Annotated in this window: 11 protein-coding genes; 4 read left to right on the forward strand and 7 right to left on the reverse strand. The window is 53.5% G+C overall.

Annotated features, from left to right (window positions below; translation table 11 throughout):
• Positions 1–33 precede the first annotated feature (33 nt).
• Positions 34–3,147, forward strand: coding sequence for a multidrug efflux RND transporter permease AcrD (gene acrD / locus FDX11_RS22310; RefSeq protein WP_137398547.1), 3,114 nt, complete (start codon positions 34–36; stop codon positions 3,145–3,147).
• Positions 3,148–3,222: 75 nt separating this feature from the next.
• Here the strand turns inward: acrD and ypfM are convergent, their stop codons facing one another.
• Positions 3,223–3,282 carry a protein YpfM gene (gene ypfM / locus FDX11_RS22315; protein WP_001386977.1) on the reverse strand — a complete coding sequence of 20 codons (60 nt, stop codon included), beginning with the start codon at positions 3,280–3,282 and terminating at the stop codon, positions 3,223–3,225.
• 388 nt (positions 3,283–3,670) lie between these two features.
• Here ypfM and FDX11_RS22320 point away from each other — a divergent pair, with 388 nt between their 5' ends.
• The 3 genes from FDX11_RS22320 to FDX11_RS22330 are packed head-to-tail and all read left to right on the forward strand — an operon-like array spanning position 3,671 to position 5,386.
• Positions 3,671–4,027 (forward strand): ArsC family reductase, encoded by a 357-nt coding sequence (locus FDX11_RS22320; RefSeq protein ID WP_137349340.1) that lies wholly within the window; start codon positions 3,671–3,673, stop codon positions 4,025–4,027.
• 3 nt (positions 4,028–4,030) lie between these two features.
• Positions 4,031–5,158, forward strand: a complete 1,128-nt coding sequence (gene dapE / locus FDX11_RS22325; protein ID WP_042306881.1) for a succinyl-diaminopimelate desuccinylase — start codon at positions 4,031–4,033, stop codon at positions 5,156–5,158.
• 27 nt (positions 5,159–5,185) lie between these two features.
• Complete coding sequence (locus FDX11_RS22330; protein WP_003835080.1) at positions 5,186–5,386, forward strand: YpfN family protein; 201 nt, start codon at positions 5,186–5,188, stop codon at positions 5,384–5,386.
• 92 nt (positions 5,387–5,478) lie between these two features.
• Here the strand turns inward: FDX11_RS22330 and ypfH are convergent, their stop codons facing one another.
• From ypfH to dapA, 6 genes are all read right to left on the reverse strand, one after another.
• Positions 5,479–6,177 carry an esterase gene (gene ypfH / locus FDX11_RS22335; RefSeq protein ID WP_137366382.1) on the reverse strand — a complete coding sequence of 233 codons (699 nt, stop codon included), beginning with the start codon at positions 6,175–6,177 and terminating at the stop codon, positions 5,479–5,481.
• 73 nt (positions 6,178–6,250) lie between these two features.
• A complete protein-coding gene (locus tag FDX11_RS22340; protein WP_137349341.1) occupies positions 6,251–8,266 on the reverse strand; it encodes a tRNA(Met) cytidine acetyltransferase TmcA in 2,016 nt (671 codons plus the stop codon).
• A 15-nt stretch (positions 8,267–8,281) separates the two neighbouring features.
• Positions 8,282–9,145, reverse strand: a complete 864-nt coding sequence (locus tag FDX11_RS22345) for a neutral zinc metallopeptidase (protein WP_032944186.1) — start codon at positions 9,143–9,145, stop codon at positions 8,282–8,284.
• A 128-nt stretch (positions 9,146–9,273) separates the two neighbouring features.
• Positions 9,274–9,987 carry a phosphoribosylaminoimidazolesuccinocarboxamide synthase gene (gene purC / locus FDX11_RS22350; RefSeq protein ID WP_003835086.1) on the reverse strand — a complete coding sequence of 238 codons (714 nt, stop codon included), beginning with the start codon at positions 9,985–9,987 and terminating at the stop codon, positions 9,274–9,276.
• 111 nt (positions 9,988–10,098) lie between these two features.
• The gene (bamC, locus tag FDX11_RS22355) at positions 10,099–11,133 is read right to left on the reverse strand and encodes an outer membrane protein assembly factor BamC (protein ID WP_038642564.1); all 1,035 of its coding nucleotides are present in this window, start codon (positions 11,131–11,133) and stop codon (positions 10,099–10,101) included.
• Positions 11,134–11,149: 16 nt separating this feature from the next.
• Positions 11,150–12,028: a 4-hydroxy-tetrahydrodipicolinate synthase gene (gene dapA / locus FDX11_RS22360; RefSeq protein ID WP_016153972.1), complete on the reverse strand. Its 879-nt coding sequence runs from the start codon at positions 12,026–12,028 to the stop codon at positions 11,150–11,152.
• Positions 12,029–12,146 lie beyond the last annotated feature (118 nt).

A 12,146-nucleotide genomic window follows, 5' to 3' on the forward strand; every position in this document is an offset into this window, starting at 1 on the left:
TAACGATACGCAGAAACACGAGGTCCCCTTTTAATGGCGAATTTTTTCATCGATCGCCCCATTTTTGCCTGGGTGTTAGCTATCCTGTTGTGCCTGACAGGAGCCCTGGCTATTTTTTCACTACCCGTTGAGCAATATCCCGATCTGGCCCCGCCCAACGTGCGGGTAACCGCCAACTATCCTGGCGCATCTGCACAAACGCTGGAAAACACCGTGACCCAGGTCATCGAGCAGAATATGACTGGTCTCGATAATCTGATGTACATGTCATCACAAAGCAGCGGGACAGGCCAGGCGACGGTTACGCTGAGCTTTGTCGCCGGAACCGATCCTGATGAAGCCGTACAGCAGGTGCAAAACCAGCTGCAATCGGCAATGCGTAAGTTGCCACAGGCGGTACAGGATCAAGGGGTCACGGTGCGTAAAACCGGGGACACAAATATTCTGACCATCGCCTTCGTCTCTACCGATGGCTCCATGGATAAGCAGGACATCGCTGATTACGTAGCGAGTAATATTCAGGACCCGCTCAGTCGTATAAACGGCGTGGGGGATATCGACGCCTACGGTTCACAATACTCCATGCGTATCTGGCTCGACCCGGCCAAACTTAACAGCTTCCAGATGACCGCCAAAGATGTCACCGACGCCATCGAGTCACAGAATGCGCAGATTGCTGTCGGACAGCTTGGCGGCACGCCTTCAGTGGACAAACAAGCGCTGAATGCGACGATTAATGCCCAGTCGCTGCTGCAGACTCCGGATCAATTCCGCGATATTACGCTACGCGTTAACCAGGACGGTTCAGAAGTTAAACTGGGCGACGTGGCGACGGTCGAAATGGGGGCTGAGAAGTATGATTACCTCAGCCGCTTTAACGGTAATCCCGCCTCCGGTCTGGGCGTGAAGCTGGCCTCCGGCGCCAATGAAATGGCGACGGCAACGCTGGTCATTAACCGTCTGAACGAGCTGTCGCAATATTTTCCACACGGACTGGAATATAAGGTGGCGTATGAAACCACCTCCTTCGTAAAAGCCTCAATCATCGACGTGGTAAAAACGCTGCTGGAAGCGATCGCACTGGTATTTTTGGTCATGTACCTGTTCCTGCAAAACTTCCGCGCCACGCTGATTCCCACTATCGCCGTTCCCGTCGTGCTGATGGGTACCTTCTCCGTGCTCTACGCCTTTGGCTATAGCGTGAACACGTTAACCATGTTTGCGATGGTGCTGGCGATCGGCCTGCTGGTGGATGACGCCATTGTGGTAGTGGAAAACGTCGAGCGTATTATGAGTGAGGAGGGCCTCACGCCGCGTGAAGCGACGCGGAAATCGATGGGGCAAATCCAGGGGGCGCTGGTCGGTATCGCCATGGTGCTGTCGGCGGTGTTTATCCCGATGGCCTTCTTCGGCGGCACTACCGGGGCTATTTACCGCCAGTTCTCGATTACCATTGTTTCCGCGATGGTGTTGTCCGTTCTGGTGGCGATGATTCTCACCCCCGCCCTGTGCGCCACGCTACTCAAACCGCTGCATAAAGGCGAACATCACGGGCAAACCGGTTTCTTCGGTTGGTTTAACCGCATGTTTAACCGCAATGCCGAACGCTACGAAAAAGGCGTTGCCCGGATCCTGCATCGCAGCCTGCGCTGGATCCTGATCTACGGTCTGCTGCTCGGCGGTATGGTCTTCCTGTTCCTGCGTCTGCCGACTTCCTTCCTGCCGCTGGAAGACCGCGGCATGTTTACCACCTCGATACAGCTCCCCAGCGGCTCCACCCAACAACAAACGTTGAAAGTGGTAGAAGAAGTAGAGAAGTATTACTTCACCCACGAAAAAGACAACATTATGTCGGTCTTTTCCACGGTAGGATCCGGCCCCGGCGGGAACGGACAAAACGTGGCGCGTATGTTCGTGCGTTTAAAAGACTGGGATGAGCGTGACGCCACCACCGGGACCTCCTTCGCCATCATCGAACGCGCGACCAAAGCGTTTAATAAGATTAAAGAGGCTCGCGTCTTCGCCAGCAGCCCTCCGGCCATTAGCGGCCTCGGCAGTTCGGCTGGTTTTGATATGGAACTGCAGGATCACGCCGGCGCGGGCCATGACGCGTTAATGGCCGCACGCGACAAGCTGATTGAGCTGGCCGGGAAAGACGCGTCCCTGACCCGCGTTCGTCATAACGGACTCGACGACAGTCCACAATTGCAAATTGATATCGATCAGCGCAAAGCCCAGGCGCTGGGCGTGTCCATTGACGACATCAACGATACATTGCAAACGGCCTGGGGCTCCAGCTACGTTAATGACTTTATGGATCGCGGTCGCGTGAAGAAAGTTTACGTCCAGGCGGCGGCGAAGTACCGCATGCTCCCGGACGACATCAACTTGTGGTACGTCCGCAATAATAGCGGCGGCATGGTGCCTTTCTCAGCCTTTGCCACCTCGCGCTGGGAAACCGGCTCACCGCGTCTGGAGCGTTATAACGGCTATTCTGCCGTCGAGATTGTCGGTGAAGCCGCGCCCGGCGTCAGTACCGGTACGGCAATGGACGTGATGGAGTCGCTGGTGCGACAGTTGCCGACCGGATTTGGCCTCGAATGGACGGCAATGTCTTATCAGGAACGACTGTCTGGTTCTCAGGCACCTGCCCTGTACGCCATTTCTCTGCTGGTAGTGTTCCTGTGCCTGGCGGCACTGTACGAAAGCTGGTCGGTGCCCTTCTCCGTCATGCTGGTCGTTCCGCTGGGGGTAATTGGCGCGCTGCTGGCCACCTGGATGCGCGGTCTGGAAAACGATGTCTATTTCCAGGTCGGGTTATTAACCGTTATCGGTCTTTCAGCGAAGAACGCGATATTGATTGTTGAATTCGCCAATGAGATGAACGAGAAAGGACACGATCTGCTCGACGCCACGCTGCATGCCTGTCGCCAGCGCTTACGCCCGATTCTGATGACGTCGCTGGCGTTTATCTTTGGGGTGTTGCCGATGGCCATCAGCAATGGCGCGGGTTCCGGCGGTCAACATGCAGTGGGGACCGGCGTAATGGGCGGGATGATTTCAGCCACAATCCTGGCAATTTACTTCGTCCCCCTGTTTTTTGTGCTGGTCCGCCGACGCTTCCCATTGAAGCCACGCCCAGAATAATCGGACACAAAAAAGGCGACTTACGTTGAGTCGCCTTTTTTTATCCTTTGCAGGATCTGAATTTCTTCCAGAAAATTATTTACGAAGCATGACTTCGATAAAGTCTTTCCAGTTCCCCAGTTCACGTTCAATCATAACAACCTCTCTTATTATTATGAGCATTCTACGAAATCATCATCATCAAAAGAAGATCATTTAACCGATGGTTGTGATTACATCCTCCCGTGGTTGGGGTTTATGTGATCACTATGCGCTATACCCATAAATTTTATGTGACTTACTGCAATATTTTGAAATATTCATACATCATCTACTACTGTTGCAATTCTGATGGAAAAACAGGCTGATGCAAACAGGCAAATTCTGATTTTCATTTACGAGTTAGTTTTGGAACTTTCAGGAATCATTATTCACCATTGTTCAACAATGTTATATTTCTCTATAACGCTAGGATGACAATATGTATTATCCGTGTTCACACAACACGAGAATAAATATTCAAATTAAATCGATAAGGATTCAAATGATCACTCTCTACGGCATTAAAAATTGCGATACTATTAAAAAAGCCAGACGCTGGTTAGAAGAGCGAGGGATCGACTACCGCTTCCATGATTATCGCGTCGACGGACTGGACAACACGCTATTACAGTCTTTTATCAGCGAATTAGGTTGGGAGCCATTACTCAATACGCGTGGAACCACCTGGCGGAAACTGGATGAAGCCACGCGTAGCCAAATCACTACTGCGGACGCCGCCGCCGCGTTGATGATTGAAATGCCAGCAATTATCAAACGCCCATTGCTCTGCGCGCCGGGTAAGCCTATGCTGCTTGGTTTCAGTGAATCCAGTTATACTCTGTTTTTTAATGAGGTGTAGTCTATGTCGTGCCCGGTTATTGAGCTGACACAGCAGCTTATTCGCCGTCCTTCCCTGAGCCCGGATGATGCCGGGTGCCAGGCGTTAATGATTGAACGCCTGCGCGCGGTAGGTTTTACCGTTGAGCGTATGGATTTTGGTGACACACAGAATTTTTGGGCATGGCGCGGTAAAGGTGAGACTCTGGCATTTGCCGGTCACACTGACGTAGTGCCTGCCGGCGATGTCGATCGCTGGATTAATCCGCCGTTCGAACCGACCATTCGCGATGGCATGCTGTTTGGGCGTGGCGCTGCCGATATGAAAGGTTCACTGGCAGCGATGGTCGTGGCCGCAGAACGCTTTGTCGCCCAACATCCTAATCATCAGGGCCGTCTGGCGTTCCTGATAACCTCTGACGAAGAAGCCAGCGCCAAAAACGGCACCGTAAAGGTGGTTGAAGCGCTGATGGCGCGTAACGAACGCCTCGATTATTGTCTGGTAGGCGAACCATCCAGTACGGAAATCGTTGGCGACGTGGTGAAAAATGGTCGTCGTGGTTCGCTGACCTGCAACCTGACCATTCACGGCGTGCAAGGACACGTGGCCTACCCACATCTGGCTGATAACCCGGTACACCGCGCCGCGCCAATGCTCAATGAACTGGTGGCGATCGAGTGGGATCAGGGTAACGAGTTCTTCCCAGCGACCAGTATGCAGATTGCCAATATTCAGGCAGGAACCGGTAGCAACAACGTCATCCCTGGTGAGCTGTTCATCCAGTTTAACTTCCGTTTCAGCACCGAATTAAACGATGAAATGATTAAAGCCAGGGTGCTGGAACTGCTGGAAAAACATCAACTGCGTTATACCGTCGACTGGTGGCTCTCCGGTCAGCCGTTCCTGACCGCACGCGGTAAACTGGTGGATGCAGTAGTGAACGCCATTGAGCACTATAATGAAATTAAACCGCAGTTACTGACTACAGGCGGGACATCCGACGGGCGTTTTATTGCCCGCATGGGGGCACAGGTAGTAGAGCTTGGGCCGGTCAATGCCACCATTCATAAAATTAATGAATGCGTTAATGCCGCCGACCTGCAACTGCTTGCCCGTATGTATCAACGTATCATGGAGCAACTCGTCGCCTGATGAGTGTTCCTGCAAGAGGAAATGAGCATGGACTGGCTGGCAAAATATTGGTGGATTTTAGTATTGGTGTTTCTGGTAGGCGTATTGCTGAACGTTATCAAAGATCTCAAGCGCGTCGACCACAAGAAGTTTCTCGCTAATAAGCCAGAGCTTCCCCCGCATCGTGACTTTAACGATAAATGGGACGACGACGACGATTGGCCGAATAAGGATCAGCCGAAGAAATAATTTGTAGGCCGGATAACACATATCACATTGCTATCCGGCACTATCACTGACTGTCATGCCGGATGGCGGCTTCGCCTTATCCGGCCTACAGGTTAAATCATCTCAATCACATCATCATCGTTGGGCGTACCGCCACTCAGCGCTTCATCAAAGTAGTGTTTCGGTACGGTAAAACGCAGATGATCGAGCGCAAACTGCATGCTGTGTTCATCAATGGCGTGCCCCAGATTTTCGACGATATCCAGCGTCACATCCCCACCGGCGCGAATTAACGCTTCCTGAGCGTTAACGGCGTGAGATAACTCAATCACCCGGTCTTCACCGCCGTGAATCAAATGCACCGTCGTAGCCGTGGTTGCAACCTCGGGTAAGGTGGCATAGCGACCATTGAAAGCGATAACGCGCGATGCCAGCCCCGGCTCGGCTTTAATACTCTCAAGCGACATAATCGCCCCCTGAGAAAAACCAATCAGCGCAGTAGCCTGAGGTGAAACGCCGCTCTGCTTCTGCCAGTAGCGCACGGTTTCAATAAAGACCGGCATAATGGCGTCAACACGCGCCTGCCGGTTCTCTTCCGTTACGCCCTGAACCGAAAACCACTGACGTCCGGAAGGAGAACCAGAAGGCTCAGCCCCGCCAATGCTGACGATGAGCGCATCCGGAAACAGCGGTGCAAACCAGGAGCCGATTTCGCCCATGGCAACCGGGTTATCGCCGACGCCATGAAACAGCAGCAGTAGCTGTTGAGCGGGTTTATCAGGACTTTGAACAACAAAATGGTCATGTTTCATGGCGATCTCCTTAACTGATGAGAATCATTCTACGCCGCTTAACCGCAATGACCATGTCAGTAAATTGAAGAAGTTAGTGAAAATTTTGCCATTGCATAATGCGATTTTGTAGCCGCTGTATACGTTCAGCATCCAGCTGTTTTAGCGCCTGCGCCGCCTCGGCCCGCTGAACGACCAGCAGTGCTTTACGCCCGGGGATCTTCAACTGCTGGCACAATTCGACATCGCTGCGTTTAGCCTGTAAGCGCCCCCGCAAGGCCGGGAGAGGTAACTCGCTGTGCTGAAGCAGACGAGTCAGACAGCCAAGCGACGTCAATAATGGCCGATGGGCGAAAGCAAATCCGGCCAGCTCGTTCCAGTCATCCTCATTAAGCGTAGACTCTTTCAACGGGTCCAGCGGAATGCCCTCACCGTTCCACTGCGTAAGGATCTCCGCATCACGCCGCAGACGCTGGTGTTCGCGCCCGGCAAGGCGTTTTCCCGCTTCGCTAATAGGCAGTAACGCCATGGCGGTATAGCACCCGCTGCTGGCTTCGCGGTGATTGCCCATTCGCACCAGAACAAAACCACAGCGCTGCCAGAAACGCCAGAGTTCGACCGTATACCCAAAACTGACGGACAGATAGTCACACAGCGTGGAGTAACGCCGGGCCTGCATTATCAACTGCTGCCCGATACCTTCTCGCTGGCGAGCAGGATGAACCGCAATTCGGCTTACCCGCCGTCCAATGAGCGTTGCCGCCAACGGATCGCCACCGTGCGCCGCCAGTGACTGTGCAACCAGATTTCCACGTGGTCGGCGATATCCTGCCCAGACGGCCTGGCTTAATTCAGCAGATAGTCCCCCTTCATCCACCAACCAGACGGCTCCCGCCACCGAATCAGCACACGATGCCTGAAGAAAATGTTGGCCAGGTGCGTCCATCATCCGCCGCAGATCAAGTGGCGAGGTGCGATAGTGCGCCCCGGAAAGCAGTTGATATACCGCTACCGGCAGTGCCGGGTTGTCATGCCAGGATTGTTGTTCAAATGCCGAGAAATGGAGATCGCCCAACGGGGCATGCGTAAAAGTTTCGTCGTCAAACACCAGCGCATCGCTGACGATTTTCTCCAGAGGGCATCCCAGCGCCCAGCGTACGGGCTGTTGTAACTCATAACGTCGAAGATGGGGAAAGCGGGCGCAGAATTTCAACAAGAAGCCTCTGCCGGTTCCCTCATAGCCCTGAACGGTGGTGGTTAATAGCGTACGGGGAAAACGCGCGACTAACTGATGCAGTAGCGGCGCGGGAATTGCGGCGGCTTCATCAACGATAAGCCAGTCTGCGGTTGCAGAACTGCTTAACAACGCATCCGGGGCCATAAAGCGGTAACGTTCTGCGGCAAATTGCGCCAGCACATCGGTTGCCGCTTTAGCAGGCGCGGTAACAATAGCAGTCCCGTTGATACGTGCAATCAGTTGCCCCGCCAGCGCGGATTTTCCCCGACCACGCGCGGCCGTCACGGCAACCACGCCAGGAGGCATACCCAGCAACTGCGATAAAATCAGCGCCTGTTCAGGCTGAGGTTCACCGGTTGCCGCGTGCCAGTCGGCGCGAGCAGCAAAGTGGGGATATGTAGCAGGCTGATGCTGCTGCCAGTGCAACGCCTGTCCATCCTGGGAAATCACCCGTTTGATGTGTTCAACAAAATGTGGCGTTGGAATAGGGTCTGCGCAGTCGCTCCAGCGCAGTGAATCCGTGTCCGGATGCGTGTGCCAGCCATGCCAGGGGGGAGTCAGCAACACCAGCCAGCTCCCGGCGAGCAGCGTGCCGCTTAAGGCGGCAAACGCCGCAGCATCAAATCCCTGCCCGGCGTCAAAAACTGCATGATGGAATTCGCGCCCCAGTAATGTTTGCAGCGCCTGCGGCGTACAGTTCGGCTCAGCAGGGGCTTGCGCCCCTACCCATAGCCAGTCACCGGGTAACGCGTTGCGTAGTGCTAACGCTTGCGCCTGACACCAGCTATCCTCGCCGCTGATAACCAGCAAACGGCGGATACCTTCGCGGGTCATCTGTTCAGTTAACGCACTCAGCGCCGTGTTATCAGACATCCCTGCCTCTGTATTTTAAATGCCTTTTCCAAAAGTATTGCACTGCCCCGGATCGCCGCTGTCAAAGCCGCGTTTGAACCAGGTAAAACGCTGTTCAGAGGTTCCGTGGGTAAAGCTGTCCGGTACAACGCGCCCTTGTCCTTGCTGCTGCAGGCGATCGTCGCCAATCGCCTGCGCGGCGTTCAGCGCCTCTTCCAGATCGCCGGACTCCAGCACGCCCTGCTGCTGCATACTATGGCCCCAGACGCCGGCAAAGCAATCCGCCTGCAGTTCCATACGCACGGAAAGACGGTTCACTTCAGCCTGTGAGGCATTCTGCTGCATCTGACGAACTTTCGGTTCAATACCCAGCAGTTTCTGCACGTGGTGGCCCACTTCATGGGCGATAACATAGCCCTGAGCAAAATCACCATCGGCGCCCAGCTTGTTTTTCATATCGTCGTAGAAGGAGAGGTCGATGTACACGGTGCCATCCGCCGGGCAGTAAAACGGCCCCATCACGGACTGGCCCGCGCCGCAGCCGGTACGCGTAGCGCCCCGATACATCACCAGCTTCGGCTGTTGATAGGTCCGGCCCATTTTTTCAAACTGCTGTCCCCAGGTATCCTCTGTGGTGGCCAGAATCACCGAGGTAAATTTTGCCGCTTCATCATCATTTGGGCTGATGGAGCGTGATGATTGCTGTTGGGAGACGGGTTGACCGGTCATTAACCCGGTGAGATCCACGCCATAATAACCTGCGACCAACACCACAATCAGCAGGATGATGCCGCCTTTACCACTGGGCAAACGAAAACCAGGCCCGCCCATAGAAGGGCCGCCGGAGCTATTTCGTCTGTCTTCTACATTGTCACTTTCACGACGCCCTTGCCAGCGCATAATCACCTCAACTTTTTATTCATTATGATGATGATCGTAGGCGGTTCGGAACAGGATTACCATAAGAAACAGTAATCAAAATCGGCGAGATTGATGAGCCGGTGAGCGATCGCCGGCTCAAAGGGGAATTAGTCTAACTTGACACCCAGGCGATGCGCGACGGCTTCATAGGCTTCGATCAGGCCGCCCAGGCTCTGGCGGAAGCGATCTTTGTCCATTTTATCCAGCGTTTCTTTATCCCACAGACGGCTACCGTCCGGTGAGAATTCATCACCCAGCACCACTTCACCTTTATACAAGCCAAACTCAAGTTTGAAATCGACCAGAATCAGGCCCGCATCATCGAACATCTTTTTCAGCACGTCGTTAGCTTTGTAGGTCAGCTCTTTCATACGTGCCAGATTCTCTTTGCTCACCCAACCAAAAGTTTCGCAATAGGAATCGTTAATCATTGGATCGTGCATAGCATCGTTTTTCAGGAACAGATCAAACAGCGGCGGATTCAGTTCAATACCTTCCTCAACGCCTAAACGCTTAACCAGTGAGCCTGCCGCGCGGTTACGCACCACACATTCAACCGGTACCATCTCCAGTTTTTTCACCAGACATTCGGTATCGGAAAGCAGTCGCTCCATCTGGGTAGGAATGCCCGCTTCTTGCAGTTTAGTCATAATGAAATGGTTGAACTTGTTATTCACCATGCCTTTACGGTCAAACTGTTCAATGCGCGCGCCATCCCCTGCTGACGTATCATTGCGGAATTCGAGCACCAACAGGTCCGGGTTTTCCGTGCTGTATACGGTCTTCGCTTTACCACGATACAACTCAGCTTGCTTTTGCATCTTTATTACTCCTGGGTGTGAATTAACGATAAATATTGCGTTTTTCTGCCGACGCACACGTTTGCGTATCATATCAGAAAAAAAGGGCTGGAGTTATCCAGCCCTTCATTTTTACTTACTGAACGCTGCCTGGAAGACAGCGACCAGCGCGTCGTTCTGGCTTTGCGTCAGGGTATGTCCCTTCGGATCGATAAACTGCATACTACTGCGGTTATCTAAATCACCGACCTGCAGTTTATAGTCGCCTGACACTAAACCTGGATCGCTTGCACCCAGTTCCTGCCAGCTGCTATCAGACAGCGGTTTGTAGGTCACAGCGATGCTGCCCTGAGAACGGGTACTGTCGGTCACTTTCATGCCCACTTTCTCAAGCGCTGCCGGCAGACGTTGCCAAACCACGTTGAACGGTCCACGCACCACCAGCATTGGTAAACCCGTGTCATCGGCGGCGCTCTGAACGTCCATGGTGGCTGCAGAGCGGTTCTGCGCGGCATTCGCAGCATCGGTGGCATTCTTATCCAGACCGGCAGAGATAACGTTCATCATCTCAGCGCTGTAACGCTGCATTGATGCCGCATCGGCTACGGGTTTACCCGCCTGCTCAAGGTTAGTCAGTTTCACCGTTACCGCTTGCTGATAGCCCTGCGGTTTAACCGAGATTTGATAACGTCCACGGTACTGCTCGTCTTCATCCAGACGGTTCCAGTCAACCCAGTCGGTGGTCAACGTCTGGCTGGCATCATCACGCTTAGCGATCGTGTAGTTTTTAGACTGAATGACGCTAACGACCTGTGGCCACAGCGTGTTGCCACGACCATTTTCCACCAGCAATGTCGACGTATCACCTGCGATCTGGGTACGAGCGCCAGTGACTAACGCTAACGGCTGAGCCGGTGGGCGAATGTCCAGCGCTTTACCCACGGCACCACTACCGTTGGTTACCGGGATATTATAGTCACCCGACATAACCGGCAGAATCATCCCAGCTGGCGCATGAAGCTCAGCAAGCGGTGCGGCCTCCAGATAGGATTCATCACCGCTCACCTGGCGCTTATAGCGCGAGTCAGAACTACAGGCCGCGAGCAACATAACAAGCGAAACACCCGCAACCTTGGCCAGGCGCGACTTTTGTACTGAGTAAGCCATCAAATCTCCCTAAACTTTACAGCAAACCGGCATGCTTAAGCGCCGCCTTGACGATTTCACGAGCATTGTCCGTGATTGGCGTCATCGGCAGACGCAGCGTATCGGTCGCCACAAGTCCCAACTCCTTACATGCCCATTTCACTGGGATAGGATTGGGTTCGACAAATAGTTTGTTGTGTAACGGCATCAGACGCTGGTTAATCACCCGCGCCTCGGCAAAATTCCCCGCTGCCGCCAGTTTGCACATTTCAGCCATATCACGTGCCGCAACGTTAGACGTTACGGAAATCACGCCATGACCACCGAGCTGCATAAAATCCAGTCCGGTCGCGTCATCACCGCTGAGCAGAATGAAGTCGTCTGAAACCAGCTCTTTGATCTGGTGAACGCGACTTAAGTTCCCCGTGGCCTCTTTAATAGCGATAATATTTTTTACTTTCGCCAGGCGGCCAACGGTTTCTGGCAGCATATCGCAGCCAGTACGGGACGGCACATTATACAGAATTTGCGGCAGGTCAGTATGTTCAGCGATAGCTTTGAAATGCTGGAACAAACCTTCCTGGGTTGGGCGGTTGTAGTACGGCGTCACCGTCAGGCAGCCGACAACACCGCTATCGTTGAAACGCTGCGTCAGACTAATGGCTTCTGCGGTCGCATTGGCGCCGGTTCCGGCAATAACCGGAATACGCCCGTCGGCCAGCTCCAGCGTCATCATCACCACATCGCCATGTTCATCATGACTCAGGGTGGCAGACTCACCAGTGGTGCCAACCGAAACGATCGCCGAGGTGCCGCTGGCGACATGATAATCAATCAGTTTTTTCAGGCTCGACCGGCAGACTTTACCTTTCTCATCCATCGGCGTAACAAGCGCGACAATACTTCCCGTGAACATGGGCCATCCTCTGTGCAAACAAGTGTCTCAATGGTACGTTTGGTACGACAATAAAAGCAAGCGACCAGAGCCGTTCTGATTGTTGTATGCATGTTTTTTTTATGCTTTCCTTATGATT

It is taken from the genome of Citrobacter sp. wls714 (genome assembly GCF_005281025.1).
In the GTDB taxonomy this organism is placed as follows: domain Bacteria; phylum Pseudomonadota; class Gammaproteobacteria; order Enterobacterales; family Enterobacteriaceae; genus Citrobacter; species Citrobacter werkmanii.

Bases quoted from the DNA above. Each gene is read 5' to 3' on its own strand.
- dapA (WP_016153972.1), bottom strand. From the start codon at position 12,028: ATGTTCACGGGAAGTATTGTCGCGCTTGTTACGCCGATGGATGAGAAA.
- purC (WP_003835086.1), bottom strand. From the start codon at position 9,987: ATGCAAAAGCAAGCTGAGTTGTATCGTGGTAAAGCGAAGACCGTATAC.
- dapE (WP_042306881.1), top strand. From the start codon at position 4,031: ATGTCGTGCCCGGTTATTGAGCTGACACAGCAGCTTATTCGCCGTCCT.
- ypfH (WP_137366382.1), bottom strand. From the start codon at position 6,177: ATGAAACATGACCATTTTGTTGTTCAAAGTCCTGATAAACCCGCTCAA.
- bamC (WP_038642564.1), bottom strand. From the start codon at position 11,133: ATGGCTTACTCAGTACAAAAGTCGCGCCTGGCCAAGGTTGCGGGTGTT.
- FDX11_RS22345 (WP_032944186.1), bottom strand. From the start codon at position 9,145: ATGCGCTGGCAAGGGCGTCGTGAAAGTGACAATGTAGAAGACAGACGA.
- FDX11_RS22330 (WP_003835080.1), top strand. From the start codon at position 5,186: ATGGACTGGCTGGCAAAATATTGGTGGATTTTAGTATTGGTGTTTCTG.
- FDX11_RS22340 (WP_137349341.1), bottom strand. From the start codon at position 8,266: ATGTCTGATAACACGGCGCTGAGTGCGTTAACTGAACAGATGACCCGC.
- FDX11_RS22320 (WP_137349340.1), top strand. From the start codon at position 3,671: ATGATCACTCTCTACGGCATTAAAAATTGCGATACTATTAAAAAAGCC.
- acrD (WP_137398547.1), top strand. From the start codon at position 34: ATGGCGAATTTTTTCATCGATCGCCCCATTTTTGCCTGGGTGTTAGCT.